The 16416-nt window shown below is 43.4% G+C and carries 18 protein-coding genes; 10 read left to right on the plus strand and 8 right to left on the minus strand.

Annotated elements, in window-relative coordinates; genetic code table 11:
- Positions 1 to 216 precede the first annotated feature (216 nt).
- From NI470_RS12810 to NI470_RS12820, 3 genes are all read right to left on the minus strand, one after another.
- Positions 217 to 792, minus strand: a complete 576-nt coding sequence (locus tag NI470_RS12810) for a xanthine phosphoribosyltransferase (protein ID WP_004732222.1) — start codon at positions 790 to 792, stop codon at positions 217 to 219.
- Between the two features lie 88 nt (positions 793 to 880).
- Complete coding sequence (locus tag NI470_RS12815) at positions 881 to 1594, minus strand: DUF3108 domain-containing protein (protein WP_253148557.1); 714 nt, start codon at positions 1592 to 1594, stop codon at positions 881 to 883.
- Positions 1595 to 1753: 159 nt separating this feature from the next.
- Positions 1754 to 2440: a hypothetical protein gene (locus NI470_RS12820; protein WP_213686838.1), complete on the minus strand. Its 687-nt coding sequence runs from the start codon at positions 2438 to 2440 to the stop codon at positions 1754 to 1756.
- 263 nt (positions 2441 to 2703) lie between these two features.
- Between NI470_RS12820 and NI470_RS12825 the strand changes: the two genes are divergently transcribed.
- Positions 2704 to 3561, plus strand: a complete 858-nt coding sequence (locus NI470_RS12825; protein WP_171260775.1) for an energy transducer TonB — start codon at positions 2704 to 2706, stop codon at positions 3559 to 3561.
- Positions 3562 to 3744: 183 nt separating this feature from the next.
- Here the strand turns inward: NI470_RS12825 and ybeY are convergent, their stop codons facing one another.
- The 3 genes from ybeY to miaB are packed head-to-tail and all read right to left on the minus strand — an operon-like array spanning position 3745 to position 6821.
- Positions 3745 to 4227: an rRNA maturation RNase YbeY gene (ybeY, locus tag NI470_RS12830; protein ID WP_253148568.1), complete on the minus strand. Its 483-nt coding sequence runs from the start codon at positions 4225 to 4227 to the stop codon at positions 3745 to 3747.
- A gap of 22 nt (positions 4228 to 4249) precedes the next feature.
- Positions 4250 to 5326, minus strand: coding sequence for a PhoH family protein (locus NI470_RS12835; protein ID WP_004732214.1), 1077 nt, complete (start codon positions 5324 to 5326; stop codon positions 4250 to 4252).
- 37 nt (positions 5327 to 5363) lie between these two features.
- Complete coding sequence (gene miaB, locus NI470_RS12840; RefSeq protein WP_253148578.1) at positions 5364 to 6821, minus strand: tRNA (N6-isopentenyl adenosine(37)-C2)-methylthiotransferase MiaB; 1458 nt, start codon at positions 6819 to 6821, stop codon at positions 5364 to 5366.
- A 334-nt stretch (positions 6822 to 7155) separates the two neighbouring features.
- On the opposite strand from miaB, the gene NI470_RS12845 reads away from it, so the two are divergent.
- The 6 genes from NI470_RS12845 to NI470_RS12870 all read left to right on the plus strand — a co-directional run bounded on the left by NI470_RS12845 (position 7156) and on the right by NI470_RS12870 (position 12042).
- Complete coding sequence (locus tag NI470_RS12845) at positions 7156 to 9090, plus strand: lytic transglycosylase domain-containing protein (RefSeq protein ID WP_171054334.1); 1935 nt, start codon at positions 7156 to 7158, stop codon at positions 9088 to 9090.
- Between the two features lie 32 nt (positions 9091 to 9122).
- A complete protein-coding gene (locus tag NI470_RS12850) occupies positions 9123 to 9761 on the plus strand; it encodes a ribonuclease T2 family protein (protein ID WP_071850828.1) in 639 nt (212 codons plus the stop codon).
- A 167-nt stretch (positions 9762 to 9928) separates the two neighbouring features.
- Complete coding sequence (locus NI470_RS12855) at positions 9929 to 10915, plus strand: malate dehydrogenase (RefSeq protein WP_004645103.1); 987 nt, start codon at positions 9929 to 9931, stop codon at positions 10913 to 10915.
- A 169-nt stretch (positions 10916 to 11084) separates the two neighbouring features.
- Complete coding sequence (locus NI470_RS12860) at positions 11085 to 11363, plus strand: DUF2789 family protein (protein WP_253148580.1); 279 nt, start codon at positions 11085 to 11087, stop codon at positions 11361 to 11363.
- 51 nt (positions 11364 to 11414) lie between these two features.
- Positions 11415 to 11669: a DUF2789 family protein gene (locus tag NI470_RS12865; RefSeq protein ID WP_004645105.1), complete on the plus strand. Its 255-nt coding sequence runs from the start codon at positions 11415 to 11417 to the stop codon at positions 11667 to 11669.
- Between the two features lie 115 nt (positions 11670 to 11784).
- Complete coding sequence (locus tag NI470_RS12870) at positions 11785 to 12042, plus strand: DUF2789 family protein (protein ID WP_004645106.1); 258 nt, start codon at positions 11785 to 11787, stop codon at positions 12040 to 12042.
- A 90-nt stretch (positions 12043 to 12132) separates the two neighbouring features.
- Here the strand turns inward: NI470_RS12870 and NI470_RS12875 are convergent, their stop codons facing one another.
- Both NI470_RS12875 and NI470_RS12880 read right to left on the minus strand, forming a co-directional pair.
- A complete protein-coding gene (locus tag NI470_RS12875) occupies positions 12133 to 12660 on the minus strand; it encodes a hypothetical protein (protein WP_004281425.1) in 528 nt (175 codons plus the stop codon).
- A 70-nt stretch (positions 12661 to 12730) separates the two neighbouring features.
- The gene (locus NI470_RS12880) at positions 12731 to 13333 is read right to left on the minus strand and encodes a 2OG-Fe(II) oxygenase (RefSeq protein ID WP_253148583.1); all 603 of its coding nucleotides are present in this window, start codon (positions 13331 to 13333) and stop codon (positions 12731 to 12733) included.
- Between the two features lie 117 nt (positions 13334 to 13450).
- Here NI470_RS12880 and NI470_RS12885 point away from each other — a divergent pair, with 117 nt between their 5' ends.
- Genes NI470_RS12885 through NI470_RS12895 form a run of 3 tightly spaced genes read left to right on the plus strand, consistent with a single transcriptional unit; the run spans position 13451 to position 16263 of the window.
- On the plus strand, positions 13451 to 14308 hold the full coding sequence (locus NI470_RS12885) for a 23S rRNA (adenine(2030)-N(6))-methyltransferase RlmJ (protein ID WP_004281423.1): 858 nt from the start codon (positions 13451 to 13453) through the stop codon (positions 14306 to 14308).
- 38 nt (positions 14309 to 14346) lie between these two features.
- Positions 14347 to 15168: a CDP-diacylglycerol--serine O-phosphatidyltransferase gene (gene pssA, locus NI470_RS12890; protein ID WP_005108642.1), complete on the plus strand. Its 822-nt coding sequence runs from the start codon at positions 14347 to 14349 to the stop codon at positions 15166 to 15168.
- 18 nt (positions 15169 to 15186) lie between these two features.
- Complete coding sequence (locus tag NI470_RS12895; RefSeq protein WP_148335244.1) at positions 15187 to 16263, plus strand: DUF6670 family protein; 1077 nt, start codon at positions 15187 to 15189, stop codon at positions 16261 to 16263.
- The last annotated feature ends 153 nt before the right edge of the window (positions 16264 to 16416 follow it).

Consider the following 16416-nt stretch of genomic DNA (forward strand, 5'->3'; position numbering starts at 1 on the left):
GTTTATTCATCGGATAAAAAAGTACTTATTTGTTTGACACTCTCTATTTCAGAAATTAAATAGCCTGGAGCTTAAGATTAAGCCATTTATCTAGGATCAAATCTGGAAGAATCAATAAGAACTTAGGCTGAGCTCTGGATATTTTAAATTTATATCATCAGAAAAACACAATAAAAAAAGAGCGCATCAGCGCTCTTTTAAAATTCATTGGCGAGCTTAGTCGCGAACAAATTCAACTGTGCCATTTGTCAAAGACTTTACGCGTGCCAGTGATTCCACACGGTAGCCTTTTTCAAGCAGCAGGTCACGACCTGGCTGGAATGATTTTTCAATCACAATGCCAATACCGACTACTTCTGCATTTGCCTGGTGAATCAGGTCTGCAAGACCTAAAGCGGCTTGACCATTGGCCAGGAAGTCATCGATCACTAAAACTTTATCGGTTGAGCTGATGTGTTTATTTGAAATCGCGATCGTGCTTTCAGTCTGTTTGGTAAATGAAAAGACTTTAGAGCGATATAAATCATCTTTCAGGGTCAGAGACTGGTATTTACGTGCAAAGATTACAGGTACGCCAAGCTCTAGGCCGGCCATTACGGCAGGTGCAATACCTGATGCTTCAATCGTAATAATTTTGGTAATACCAGCATCTTTAAACAGACGCGCAAATTCTTGACCAATCAGTTGCATCATGACTGGATCAATCTGATGGTTTAAGAAAGAATCTACTTTCAAAACTTCTTCAGAGAGAACGATGCCTTCAGCCAAGATTTTCTGTTCTAGTGCATGCACGGGAGAATCCTCAAGAGCAGGTGCTTTTTCAAGCAAAAGCGTATTGTAAAAAGCACCCGGAAAAAATCAAGTGAAATTCGCCAAAAACTTAGTTGCTTGCACCTTTATAGTCAGTTAACAGCAAACCATAGGAGGTTTTCTTGTCGACATGCGAAACTTTGACTGGAAGATAGTCAAGTTTTGGCGCCAGCCAGAAGATGGTCTCACGGCCTGGCTTGCTATGCTTCATCACCACTTTAATGGTATTAAAAGATCCGTATTTGGTGCTTATAGTCTCTGAACCCTGTTTGACAAACTTACGGCCTTCAACTTCTTTGGCATCAGCGATATAGTAATTTGCTTTCAGACCTGAATTTTTTAAATCTTCACGGATCTGCAATTCCGCATTCAACTCATCCAGAACATCTGCTCTCCAGGCAAAAGAACGTTTCTCATCGTCTTTCTTGGTACTGATGCTTTTGCTGGAAGGATTGAAATTAATACTCATGGTATTGTTATGCATCAGTACTTTACTGCTGCGACTGAAACTGCTTGAGCCGATCTTGCCATTATTAAAAGTAAAGCGGCTGGTTTCGGTTGCAGAGGCAATCCCCCCGGCTTTTGCAGCAAAGACATACGTCCAGTTATTGCCAGATTTACTTAGAGTCCGTGTTGCAGAACCCATATTCTTGCCATTATAGCTAAATTGATAACTGGCCTGGAAAGGAGTCATGGCAAAAGCCTGGCTAGAAATACCAGTGAACAGTATTGCGCTGCTCAGACCCGTGGTCATCACTAAAATTTTGAATACAGTCTTCGCCATCAGTTATTTTCCTATATTGATTCAATTGGCAAAACATATCACTTATTGCACCCTTTATTATTTGGGCAAAATATGGAAGTTGAAGGGATATTTCTGCCAAAAATGTATATTTCATGTAGTTTTATGGAACTTTTGTTCAAAGACTATGTTCGGCATAATTTAAGAAGGATCTTTCTGTTTAATGGGGGTGACCCGGTTGTCATCCATCTCGTCTTCATCCCAGTTCTCTTCCTGATCTTGGGAGAGTTTTCTAAACAGGGCGGCTAGATTGACGTTACCAATCACCACCAGTTCGGCTTCACGAAGTACTGCGTGATTCACATGAACTTTGCCCAAGGTATCAATGACAGATCGGCTTTTACCTAACCAGCGATTTAAATCCAGATAGAGCAAGTCATCGATGACTTTAATCACGCCCAGTTTTTCCAAAATCATTCCCAAAGGATCTTTATTCAAGACACGTTGATAGAAGAACAGGCCAAAACGCACGCCAAGTTTATAAAGCATATTCGGATATTTGGCTTCAATCAGCTGGGTATCACTAATTTGCTCGAACACGATCAACTGGGTGGTTTTATTCAGTTCCATCTGTACCAGTTTCAAATCAACCGATAAAGTGACAATCAGGCCTTTATAATCCAGTGTTGCGTAGAGACGCAGCCAGTCTTCATGTAAATCTGCGTGTAAGTCTTTCAATGCATCGACATTGTCTGTGACAAAGCGCTGAAAGGTTGCATTTAGGAAGACTTGCGATAGGGGAAATTCACGCTCATCTTCAATAAATCCTTCCGCCCTCTGATACACTTGGCGGATTCGGTTGGAAATATTGGAAATTAGCGTTTGCATACTGAAGCGTCCTGGCAACTTTATTTTTGACTCGGGATGTATCTTGTCGAATTGTATGAAAAATACAAGCGTTCATGCTTGAAGTTTAGCAAAATAAATAGCACCATTTTTATAGTTTTAGTTATGTAACGTTGAAGATTTGATGGATTTGGCATTTTAAAAAGATAAATGACGAATCCGTTTATTTTTAATCTTTCAAATACTTTTTTGGGGAGCTGAACTCATTATTGAGTTTAGGCGAATGTGAAAAAACGATGATACTCATGCCTCTGGTCAGAACTTGGTGGAAAGATCCAGTGTTTAGCAGTGCGTTGCTTGCCGCAGGCATTCTGCATTTGATCGTGCTGACACTGGAATTTGGTATGCCGCAAGATCGGGATACCAGTACCAAAGAAATCGCAGTTAGTTTGCGACAGACTGATGAAAAAATTGAGCATGCTGATTTTCTGGCTCAAACGGACCAGCAGGGTTCCGGTCAGTTTAGAGAAGCTCATCGCATGTCGAGTGATATGCCATCGCCGTTAATGGAGCAACATGCAGGTGAAGAACTGCAAGAAAGTCTAGATATGCTGCAACAGCAACAGGAACTCAGTTTTGAAGAAAAAGTCCTGATGACCACCTTGAGTTGGCAAAAGCAGGCGGAAGAAAATCAGCGTAAAAAAATGCAGGAGCAATTACAGAGCCAGTTTCAGGCCAAAGCGGCCATGGTCGCCAGTCTGGAAGCGCAATATTTACAGCGTCAGCAAAATTTCAGTCGTCAGCAAAAAATTAAGACTGTGGATGGTATTCAGTCCAAGCAGGATGTTTCGGCCGCATATCTGGAAAAGTTTCGCGAGAAAGTGGAGTTCTATGGGAACCGTTATTATCCGGAAGCAGCCAAACAACAGAATCTGGCAGGGGAAGTGCGGCTGATGGTGATCCTGAACCAGAATGGTGGGATTCGTGCCATTCGACTGATTGACAGTTCGGGACATGCCATGCTGGATGAAGCAGCCAAAGCTTCCGTGCGTAAGGCAGCGCCATTTGGTGCTTTCGACAGTAAAATGAAAGAAATTTCCGAACTGCGAGTGATTCGTACCTGGCGTTTTGACCCGGCAGAAGCGGAGTTTGAAGTGCGTTAAAGTTGATATTTACCAAGACCTCTCCCTAACCCACTCCTAATAAGGAGAGGGAACTATATCTATAATGTTTAACAATCATAGGATTCTAATGAATGTTCTCCCTCCCTCTGGGAGGGAGTTAGAGGGAGGGCAACTTTCATTAAAAAAAGCGAGCCTTGGCCCGCTTTTTTTAATATTCAAATTTTAGTTCTGTTCCAGATAAGGATTTTCAAAACCCAGCTTGGCCAGAATCTCGATTTCAATGCCTTCCATTTCTTCGGCATCTTCATCCGAGGTTTCATGGTCATAGCCCATCAGGTGCAAAGTGCCATGTACCAGCATATGGGTAAAGTGAGTCAAAGGCGCTTTTTGCTGTTCCAGCGCTTCGGCCAGCACTACAGGAATACAGATCACCAGATCACCAATGGGAAATGCATCCAGAAACTGCGCCATTTCATCTGGAAGTTCACTCGGAAAAGACAGGACATTGGTCGGTTTGTCCTTGCCTCGATATTCCAGATTCAGTTTATGACTTTCGTCATTGTCGACACAGGCAATTCCGATTTCGCAATTACTCTGAGTGCCGATATGACGTAAAGTGGTTTCTACAACTTTTTTAATATAGGCCCGCTTCAGTACCAGTTCAGGCGACTGAAAGTCCTGTTGTAAGGAAAGACTAAGTTTCAACACAAATCCTTAATTTTAAAGCTTAATGCTGTGCGTCTGCCGCAGCATCATTTTCAGCGATCAAGGCATCCTGACGTGCTTTTCGTTCGGCACGTGCTTCAGCACTTAAGCGCTGCTGTTCACTGTCCCAACCTTCGTAGGCTTCGACAATTTTCTGTACCAGTTGATGACGTACCACATCACGCGAATGGAAACGGGTGATATGAATTTCAGGAATTTTATCAATCACGCGCAAGGCATGTGACAGACCCGATTGCTGACCACGTGGTAAATCCACCTGAGTTACGTCACCGGTAATCACCGCTCGTGAACCAAAACCTAAACGGGTCAGGAACATCTTCATCTGTTCTGGGGTGGTGTTCTGCGCTTCATCCAGAATCACGAAAGAATGATTCAGGGTACGGCCACGCATATAAGCAAGCGGAGCCACTTCAATCACCTGACGTTCGATCAGCTTGGCCACTTTTTCAAAGCCGAGCATTTCATACAGCGCGTCATACAAGGGACGTAAATAAGGATCGATTTTCTGGGTTAAGTCCCCCGGTAAGAAACCAAGTTTTTCACCGGCTTCAACTGCAGGACGAACTAGTAAAATACGCTGGATTTCATTGCGCTCCAGCATGTCCACGGCAGCCGCAACGGCGAGATAGGTTTTACCTGTTCCGGCAGGGCCAATACCAAAAGAAATATCACTTTGCAGAATGCGCTGTACATAACGTTTCTGGTTGGCACCACGCGGATTGATCCGGCCCTTACGGGTTTGCAGCCAAACATTGTCCAGCCCCGTATGTTCCTGATCATCCAGATCTTGCTGAAGCTCGCGGTCAGTCTGGCTGCCCTGAATCATCAGATGTAAAGTATCTGCACTAATCTGCTGACTATGTTCAGATTCTTCATGAAGACGTTGCAAGAGCATTTCGGCTCTCTCAACGGCATCGATTCCACCATCAATAATAAAACTTTCTCCACGATGGGAGATTTTGACGTCTAAACGTTGTTCAATTTGCTTCAAATGGCCGTTATAGGCACCTAACATGGCTTGTATACGGTCCATCGAAATTCCAGGAAAAGCTACTGTACGTCGAATCGCTGCAGTCAAGAGTGTTCCTTATGAAGTGTGCGTTATATGCTCTACATTACGCCACGTCAGGCTCAAGATTCAAGAGCTCACCGTAAACTAAATTCAAAGTTTTAATTTCGGTAATTTCAATCTCGGCAAAGCGGCCTACCCAGGCAGGGTCACCAATAAAGTTAACATAACGGGTATTGTCCGCCGTACCGACCAGAATATTCGGATCTTTATTAGAAACTTTTTCGATCAGTACACGCTGGATGGTCCCGAGCATGGCATCCGTCTTGTCAATGCTTGAACGCTTAATCCATTGCTGAACTTTGGCCAGACGTTCTTTTTTGATATCTTCAGAGATCGTATCTTCCAGTTCTGCCGCAGGCGTACCCGGACGTTTTGAATAGATGAAACTATAAGAATGGTCGAAATCCAGATCCTGAATAAACTGATAAGTCTCTTCAAAGTTTTCACCTGTTTCACCCGGGAAACCAATGATAAAGTCTGAAGATAGGTGCATGTCAGGGCGAACTGCACGTAACTTTTTAATCTTTTCGATGTAAACATCAATCGTATGGTTACGCTTCATGGCTTGCAACACATCATTGGAACCGCTTTGTACCGGCAGATGCAGATGTGAAACCATTTGTGGCAGGTCACGATAACACTGGATCAGGTCGTCATTAAATTCCAGTGGATGCGAGGTGGTATAACGAATACGGCCAATGCCTGGAATATCTGCAACCAAACGTAACAGATCAGCAAAAGTACAGATATTGCCTTCGAAAGTTTCACCACGGTAGCCATTTACGTTCTGACCCAACAGTGAAATTTCACGCACGCCTTTTTCTGCCAGACCTGCAATTTCAGCCAGTACATCATCCAGTGGACGAGATACTTCTTCACCACGCGTATACGGCACCACGCAGAAAGAACAGTATTTGGAACAGCCCTCCATAATTGATACGAATGCTTTATAGCCTTCAACACGCGGTTCAGGTAAAAAGTCGAATTTCTCGATATCGGGGAAGGAAATATCCACCAGTTTGATTTTTTCTTTTTTCGGCTTTTCAATCTGCTCAAAATGCTGATCCAGCATTTGCGGCAAACGGTGCAGGGTTTGTGGGCCAAAAATCATGTCGACATAATTGGCACGTTTCTGGATGTTGTCGCCTTCCTGAGATGCCACACAGCCACCGACACCAATAATCAGGTCAGGATTTTTATCCTTTAGTTTGCGCCAGCGGCCCAGCTCGGAGAATACTTTCTCCTGGGCTTTTTCACGGATCGAGCAGGTATTCATCAGCAGAATATCTGCTTCTTTAGGATCAGTGGTCAGCACATAGCCATGAGAATCGCCTAACAGGTCTGCCATACGGTGACTGTCGTACTCATTCATCTGACACCCTTGCGTTTCAATGTACAGTTTTTTAACTGAAGCATCGCTGGCTGGGGTGTGCGCTGGCTGGGTAACAGTGTTTTCTGAGGCAGCTGGGGCACCATTCGGAATGAAGGTTTGAACCGTCATGTAGGCTCCTACAAGGTAATACGTTGAAAGAGTGAACGAACAGCCTGATTGATGCATCAAACAGGTGAATAAAAATTCAATTCACGGACTGAAATTTTGGAAAGGCGCATATTTTAGCAGGAAAGTCGCTTAAACTTATAGCCCAAATTAACTGTGGAAAAATATTGATTTATGGGCAAAAATTGTCTGTAGATTAATATTGCTTAATCATAAGGTTACATAACTGAACAATAGAGTTGGTTATAATTTTCAAACTAGCTCTTATGATATGCAACATGGGCAAAGCACAAAATCGATGATAGAAGGCAAAGGGATGTTGAAACACACTAAAACTATGTATAAATACTATAAATTAATTACTTTAAGTGTGGCATGTATCTGTTCAGCGAGTACACAGGCAGCAGAAGAACAATTTAATGATGCCTTGCGTGCAGCCAATGCGGGTAATACTGAACTTTTACAGCAATATCGTCTGTCTATGCAGAATGACGCCTTGGGCTATTATCCGGAATACTGGATTTTAAACCAGAATCTTGCCATGCAGCCTGTCAGCCAGATTATCAGCTTTGCCCAACGTTACCCTCAATCCGCTATGGCTGAAAAGCTGGCAGCGGACTATGTCGAAGAAAAAGTAAAAATGGCAGACTTTAGCACTGCCCAGCCGGTATTGCCTTATGTGACCAATGCTGATCCTGCCGAAGCCTGTGCAGTGGCACAAGTGCGCGCCAAAGCTGGCGATGAACTGGTCTATGCCGAGTTTAAAGAAGTCTGGTTAACCACCAATAGCCAACCCGATTCTTGTACTGGTTTAGGCCGGATGATGCTATCCAGTCCACTCATGACCGCAGAAGACCGTCAGCAGCGACTCTGGGGACAACTTCGTGCCGGACAGTCAGGTCAGGCCATTGCGACAGCGCAAGGCATTGGTCTAAATCTGTCTCTGGCACAACTGAATTCGATTCAGGCCAATCCCACTAATTATTTGTGGTCTGCGCCTAAAAGTACTGCGGCGGAGCATGCCTATCTGATTTATGCGCTGGGACGTCTGGCCGATAGCGATTTGGACTCAGCTTTGTCTATCGTCAAACGGACTGCCGAAGGTACACCAGTACAGGTACAACGCGCCTTATATCGTGCTGTCGGTTATATCGGTGGTACCACAGTCATGAAAAACAACTTCAACCGCGAAGTGTTAAATGCCTTGGATGCCAGTTATGGTTTGCCATTTAGCCCAGAAGAAGCCGAAATTTATGCACGTCAGGCCATCCGTTTTAGTGCCTGGGAAAGCCTGATCCGTGCGATTGACAGCATGAGCGTTAACCAGAAGCAGGAAGATCGCTGGCAATACTGGCTGGCGCGTGCCAGCGAACAACGTACTGATCGTGCTTCCAAACAGGCAGCAGAAAGTATTTATCGTAAGCTGGCCACCGGGGATGATTATCACAATCTTCTGGCACGCGACAAGCTGGGGCAGGTGACTGCGAGTACACCAAATCCAGCGCAGCCATCCAATCAGGCTATGCAGCGCTTGAATCAGGATATTCATTTCCGCCGTGCTTTCACCTTACGTAATATCAGCGCCCCGGAGAACTATATTAACCGGGAATGGAACTGGGCAGTGCGTCAGGCTTATCTAAAGAAGGATGATGACCTGTTGCTGGCCGCGGCAAAACGTGCCATGGATATGGGCTGGTATGATCGTGCCATTTATGCCGCTGACCGTACCGCGAACAAACATAATTATAACTATCGTTATCCAATGCCACATCAGAATTACGTGGTCAGCCATAGTCGCAATGCGGGGATTGATCCGGCCTGGGCCTATGGTTTGATGCGTCAAGAAAGTCGTTTCAATACCGTCGCACGTTCACATGTCGGGGCGGGTGGTCTAATGCAGATTATGCCGGATACGGCCAAGTTGGTGGCGCGTCAAATGGGTGAGGCTTATAATCCGGCAGCACTCACCGATATGAATACCAATATTCGCTACGGAACATTCTATTTATCTACCATTCAGCGTCAGCTCAGCAATAGTCCAGTTCTGGCAACAGCAGGCTATAATGCCGGACCAAACCGTGCCCGCCGCTGGCAGCCAGAATTTCAGGGAATGGCCGCAGATCAATATACTGAAAGTATTCCTTTACTTGAAACCCGAGATTATGTGAAACATGTCATGACCAATGCGACGCATTACGGTATCTTGTTAGGACAGGGGGCACAGTCAGTGGGTAAACGCATGCAACTGATACCATTACGTAATACACAATAAAATTAAAATTATTGGGGGATGGTGATTTATTCATGAAAATAATGAAGGATCGTCGAGTCTGGGCTGGATCGGTTACGCTTGTATTTTTGGCCAGCAGTCCGGCAGCGTTTGCTGCGCCGACAGACTATGTCATGGATGTACAAATGGTCCCGGCCCTATGTAGTCTGTATCCGGAATATGCCAAGAAACGAAAATGTCTGGAAGGTTATTCGCTGAATATCTCCGGCTTATATCCTCAGACCACATCACAAAATTGCACGACCAATAGCTCTGCGAAACTGTCACCACTGCAGTCCAAGGTAGTGGCCAGGATCATGCCGGATGACAATACCCGGACAATTTTATGGCGTAATATCGGTGGCTGCGTGCCGATGAATGCTAGTCAGTATTTCCGGACGATTATCAATTATGCAGATCGTCTCAAAGTGCCTGCGGAACTGACGGAACAGGAAAATATCACGATTTCTGTCGATACATTGCGAGCCAAATTCCTGAAAATTAATCCGCAATTACCGGGCAATGCCTTGCGATTCAACTGCCAGCAGACTCAGTCAGCCAGCGTGCTTACCTCGATCAAGGTCTGTTATCGCCCCAATGGCAATTACAAATCCTGTCCTGCCAACATTATTAATACATGCCCAAAAACTGTCACAATAAAAGGAACATACTGAGCTTTTTTGCCGATTTAATTTATATTTCCTATCAGACTTTAGGTGAAATCCGTCCTCTTTTATATGCATCTGGCAAAGGATTGGAGTACAATCTTTCGCGTTTACGATTATTAGATTAAATACTAACTATTTAATCGCATTGAATATCCTCAATTGGAGATAATTAGATGAAGCAAGCAGTTCGTGTTGCCGTTACTGGCGCTGCAGGTCAAATTGGTTACAGCCTATTATTCCGTATCGCAAGCGGCGAAATGCTAGGTAAAGATCAACCAGTGATTTTGCAATTGCTCGAAGTTCCTTTTGAGAAAGCTCAACAAGCGCTTAAAGGCGTAATGATGGAGCTTCAAGATTGTGCATTCCCATTACTAGAAGACATGATCGGTACTGATGATCCTAAAGTTGCATTTAAAGATGCTGACTATGCGTTATTAGTTGGTTCACGTCCACGTGGTCCAGGTATGGAACGTGCTGACCTGCTTAAAGTGAACGGTGAAATCTTCATCGGTCAAGGTCAAGCATTGAACGAAGTTGCAAGCCGTGACGTTAAAGTTCTAGTTGTTGGTAACCCTGCAAACACGAATGCTTACATCGCAATGAAATCTGCTCCAGATCTTCCAGCGAAAAACTTCACTGCAATGTTACGTCTTGACCACAACCGTGCTGCATCTCAAATTGCTGCTAAAACTGGTAAAGCGGTTAAAGACATCAAAAATCTTACAGTTTGGGGTAACCACTCTCCAACCATGTATGCCGACTACCGTTTTGCAACAATTAACGGCGAAAGCGTTAAAGACATGATCAACGACCAAGAATGGAATGCAAATACATTCCTTCCGACTGTTGGTAAACGTGGTGCTGCGATTATCGAAGCACGTGGTTTGTCTTCTGCTGCTTCTGCTGCTAACGCTGCAATCGACCATATGCGCGATTGGGCTCTTGGTACAAACGGCGAATGGGTAACTATGGGTATTCCTTCTGACGGTTCTTACGGTATTCCTGAAGGCGTAATGTTCGGTTTCCCTGTAACGACTGAAAACGGTGAATACAAAATCGTTCAAGGTCTAGAAATCGACGAATTCAGTCAAGAGCGTATCAACTTCACGTTGAATGAACTTGAAGAAGAGCGCGCAGCAATTGCTGACATGCTTAAATAATTTGATCTTTTCAGATTAAGTTGAAAAAGCACTCCATTTGGGGTGCTTTTTTTATATCACTCACTTTAATCAACAAAAAATAACAAGCTGTGAAGGAGAGACAACTGAGTTTTCGCTATGAGCCATCTAAGGTAGAAACAAGATTATAGATAAAAAGATGGAGGTTCAGATGTTAGAGCAACGCGCTACCTTCGAACTTTTCTTTGAACAATTGGGTCTGGATTCGAGTCCGGAAGCCATTGATGAGTTTATTAGTACGCATCAAATTGGTATGGATGTGCCACTGCATAAAGCTCCTTTTTGGAGTAAATCACAGCATGACTTTCTGATCAGTCACTGGAAGAAAGATGATGACTGGGCCATTTTTGTTGATGTATTGAATGAACAATTACATATTGAGGCAGAGGGTTCAGGTTCCTGTGACATACCCGGCCATAAATCAACCTAAGAATTCGAATCTCAACACGCTCATAATTTAACACTACGATGGAGTCTATTTATGCTTACGGAACAACAGTTAACTTTAGAATTATTATTTGAACAATTGGGTTTGCCTTCTGATGAAGCCTCAATTAATCAATTTACCCATACCCATCAATTGCCATCTGAAGTCGCATTGCCAGATGCCGAATTCTGGAGTGAGGGACAAAGTGCCTTCCTGCGTGAACATTGGCACCAAGATGATGAATGGATTGTCATTATTGACAAGTTAAATCAGCTTTTACATGTGGAAAGCGACAAACAAAGCGTTTAAATGCATTCATACAAAAAGAAACAACAAACCTAGTCAAAGGACTAGGTTTTTTTTGTCTTATCTTATAAGTTAGATCTATAAATAATTACAATTTATCTGATATAAGGAGGGCGCGATGCTCGCAAAGAACCAACCATCCTTAGAGCTCTTGTTTTCTCAGCTCGGTCTCGCCAATAGTCCTGCGGCTATTGAATTGTATGTACGCACCCATCAACTGCCAGCAGGGCTGTCCTTGCATGATGCGCCATTCTGGAATAAAGCCCAGCGTTCTTTATTAATCAGCCATTTGGTACAAGATGATGATTGGGCAATTTGGGTCGATGAACTGAATCAGCAACTGCACATGGACGCTTATAGACGTCAACCTGCTTGATCATTTTTCCTACATTTTTCTGATATTTAAAATAAGATGATATAGCTTGTATTAAAAAACGCCTCATTTGAGGCGTTTTTGTTCTTTGGCTTAATGCATTTTGCTTTTTAATATTTTGTTAAACCATTCGTGCTGACGATAATCATTAAATGCATGATGCTGCTGTAATAATTCCAGCTCAAATTCGGCAGTGGTGGTGTACTTACCTAACCAGTGGCGAGTCAGGGCTGGCTCATTTTTACTGGCACTGGCATAGGCCAGGAAGAAATAAATATCACCATGCTCATAACTGGCCATTGGCTTTAAAATTTGCTGGGTAATCAGGGCAAAATGGTGCTCTTTAGTCAATTCAAAGAACATCATATAGGCCTTGGCTAGATGCAAAGATAGGTTGATATACATGCGCAGCGGCATTTCTTCAAATTCTACCCGGCCTTGTTCCAGCAACACTACGGCTTCTTGCAGGAAATGTCGCTGTTCCTGACGCAGTTCACTTAGAGTCACCAGCTGTAAACGAAGATCAGCGCGTTCAAGCGTTAATTCCGGCGTATTGCCTTTTAAATACAATTGGTCAGTTTCACCCAGACGTTGAATAATCTGTTTGGTCGTTAATCGCATCAACGCAATCCTCATTTCTCAATAATGGCTATATGAGGTTAAAAATTAAAATTTAAAGCGGCAGCGTGTCTTAGAGTAGTGAGGTATCACTTCTTAGCCAGGCGGTAATGGATAGGCGTTGCTGTTTAGAGATTAAAACTTCATGTAATAAATCGCTCTGGAACAGCGCCATTCGGTTCGGTTTTGGCTGGATAATATGCCACTGGCCATGTTTGTCCTGCAGGCGTAGTTCACCGCCCCAGTCCGTCTGCCATTGTTCATGTAAATAATACACACTGGAAATCATCCGGCCATTTTTATCTTGAGGATTGTCGCGGTGCAGGGTATAGAACTCACCCGCGTGATAGCAAGCGAAATGTGCTTCGACATCTTTGATGCCTAAATAAAACGCGCGGTTTAAAATTTGGGAAAATTGTTGAAGTGTTTGGATGTGTAGGTGGGAAATTTGAAATTCAGGTTGTAACCAAAGAATATGATCACTACGGATGTTGTTAACTACACCATTTTGAATGGCTGCATTACGAAATTCGTTTAAGTGGCTTAAGCATTCTTGGCTCACTGCATGTTGATATTCGCTAGAGTAAGCATCGTCAACAATACTAAAGCCATGTTGATCTAAATCATCTAAGATTTGATCAACATTCCAATCCCCTGGGATGATAACTGCTTCCATTTTTTCAATTCTCGATAGTGTGGTAAAAAAAGGTCCGCTATTTTAGTTCAATAATCGTTTCTGAACGAAATAGTTTTTCATGTTAAAATAGCAATTGATCTTAGGAATAATTGAAACATGAATTACCGTCACTCTTACCACGCAGGCAACTTTGCCGATGTCATGAAGCACGTTTTATTGCTTCAGTTGTTGACTCGACTGAATGCAAAAGACAAACCTTATCGCTATGTAGATACACATGGTGGTGCAGGTAAATATGATTTGTCGACTGCCGAAGCGCAAAAATCAGGTGAGTTTTTAAACGGTATTCATCGTCTTATTAAGCTGGATGATTCGATCAAGCGTAATGCACCTGAAGGCGTACAACAATACTTGAAAATTGTTGAAAACATGCGTGAAAACTTTGGTAAGGGTGCTTATCCGGGTTCGCCGTGGTTTGCGCTAGAAGGCATGCGTGAAATTGATAAAGCGACCATTTTTGAAATGCAGCGTGATGTATTCCAGCAACTTCGTCATAATATTTTTGACAAGCGTGCCGGTTTGCATGAGCGTGATGCATACGAAGGTCTGTTGGCAGTCATTCCGCCAAAAGAAAAACGTGGTCTGGTGATGATCGATCCGCCATATGAACTGGAACGTAAAGATTTTCCGCAGTTGGTTGAGCTGCTGGTTGCCGCGTATAAGAAATGGCCGACAGGTGTATTTGCCGTTTGGTATCCAATTAAAGACCGTGCCATGATCGAACGCTTCGAGAAGAAAATGTTCAAGACTGGTATCCGCCGTCAACTGGTGTGTGAAGTTTGTGTATGGCCGGATGATACCCCTGTCGGCTTGAACGGTTGTGGTTTGCTGGTGATTAACCCGCCTTGGAAATTCTCTGAAGATGCAGATGAAGCGCTACAGTGGTTATTCCCGCATCTTCGCATGAGTGAAAATGGTGGTCACGCTGCAGTTCGCTGGTTAGTGGGCGAATAATTTTTTCAAAGATCAGGTCATAGCTAGGATCGACAAGAATGACAAATATAAGCAAACCGGAACGTGACTCTTCAACTGAAGTGCCTTTCGATGGCATCACCTTTGAGGTAGAAGAAGAGGAGCATACCCAGGAAGGGCAAAAAGTTAAGCGTCGAGGCATCTATCTATGGCCGAACCTGATTACAACGGCAGCGTTGTTGTCAGGTTTCTACTCGATTATTGCCAGTATGAATGGTGATTTTCAGCAAGCTATTTATGCGATTTTTATTGCGGCATTACTGGATGGACTGGATGGACGTGTGGCACGTGCTATTGGTGCACAAAGTCCGTTCGGTGAACAATTTGACTCGCTTTCTGACATGCTGGCTTTTGGCGTAGCTCCCGCTATTTTGATGTATAGCTGGGGCTTGAGTGATTTGGGCCGTATTGGTCTGGCAGCCTGTTTTGTCTATACCGCATGTGCTGCGTTCCGTCTGGCACGTTTCAATGTGCAGATTGGTGTGGTCGATAAACGTTATTTTATCGGTGTCGCAAGTCCTCTGGCTGCCATCATGATTGTATCATTGGTCTGGGTCGGTCTGGATTTTCCAGAAATCTTTGATATTCGTGAACCTTCTCTTCAGGTCATTAATGCAGTGGTCATTATTGCGGTGGGCTTGTTGATGATTTCCAATATCAAATACTATTCATTTAAAACTGTAGAACGTAAACGGGTTCCATTTTTTGTCCTACCAATTGCCGTATTCGTCTTTGCAGCGATGACTTATAATATTCCTGTCGGCATTCTGGTCATTTCTATTCTCTATGCCTTGTCTGGTTTTGTGACCACCTTTATGGCAAAAAGATCGAGTACATTATAAAAATATAAGGAGTCTGAGATGCGGTTTCTTCAAGATTTTCTAGATCGTTCGAAACAGCTAAATCAGACTCCTGCTGTTTCGCGCTATCCCGCCTATCATGGTCCTACCTCAAAATATAAAATTATTCATCAAGGTTTGATGATCCCCGGGCTCCCGGCACCGCTCTATTATTTAAACTTTATGAGTATTATCGGGCAACCCAATGCACCCATGCTGTCAAACCCGAGCGCAATCGAAACCACAGCCTTAGATACCGCCACCGTGATTTGCAGTTCGAGTCCGCATATGGTGGGGCAATTACATCACTACTCGGTCAAGCAGGACTGTCATTTTAAATCGGGTCTGTTTCAGTTTCTGGATCGGGAGCAATTGAGCGGAAATTTCCCAAATTTTCGTTTGCAACGTTCTGACTCGGAGCTCAGTTTGGATTTAAATATTCAAACTATTCAACTGATTTCTCATTTTACCAAAATGCGGTTTTCCTTGGCAGATCACTGGTCTTTGCTATGTCATTGTCAGGGAACGGTGAACTATAAAGCGCAGCAATATACGATTGATGGTCTGGGAAGCTTTGAATACGCGCGAAGTTTTAACTTTCCTTATCTGCCTTTGGCCTTCCTGACTTATCAAATTATTAATCTTAGTGAAAACCGGCAACTGTTGTTGGCGCAAATTCGGGATGGTTTTAATCGTATTGTTCAGTCGCGGATCTATCTGCGTGATTTAAAAAACATGCGGACCCAAATGTTCGATCGCAAAGTTTATTTTAAAGTTCATCGTGTTTATCCGCGTGTCACGACACCTAATGGGCAGAGTATGTATTTGCCGCGCGAATTTGAATGGTGTTATGAAAATGCAGACGGTACTTGTATCTGGGTACAAGGGCAAAGTCGTGGAGATTTTAAATTTGGTCTGGCAGCGGGCTATGTAGGAAGTTTTAGTTATCAAGTGAAAATAAATGAAGAAACCGAAAGTGGGGAAGGGGGCTATTGTGAATACATAGATTGTCGGCCTTTACGCTTTCAGGAACAGAATAAAACAGAAAAAAGATTAAGTCATTTATCCAATTCAGTCCCTTTACTGCTCAAGAAATGAAGAAAAGTGCGATTTTTGTAGAATAAATAAACAGTCGTGATATTTTTGCTGAATTATTTAAGAATAGGGGTTGTATTGGGTTGGGAATCCTGTAGAATGCACATCCATCGGCGGTGATGAAGATTAAAACTTCTGATAAAACAGTGACTTAGT

It is taken from the genome of Acinetobacter lwoffii (assembly GCF_024129115.1).
In the GTDB taxonomy this organism is placed as follows: Bacteria; Pseudomonadota; Gammaproteobacteria; order Pseudomonadales; family Moraxellaceae; genus Acinetobacter; species Acinetobacter lwoffii_T.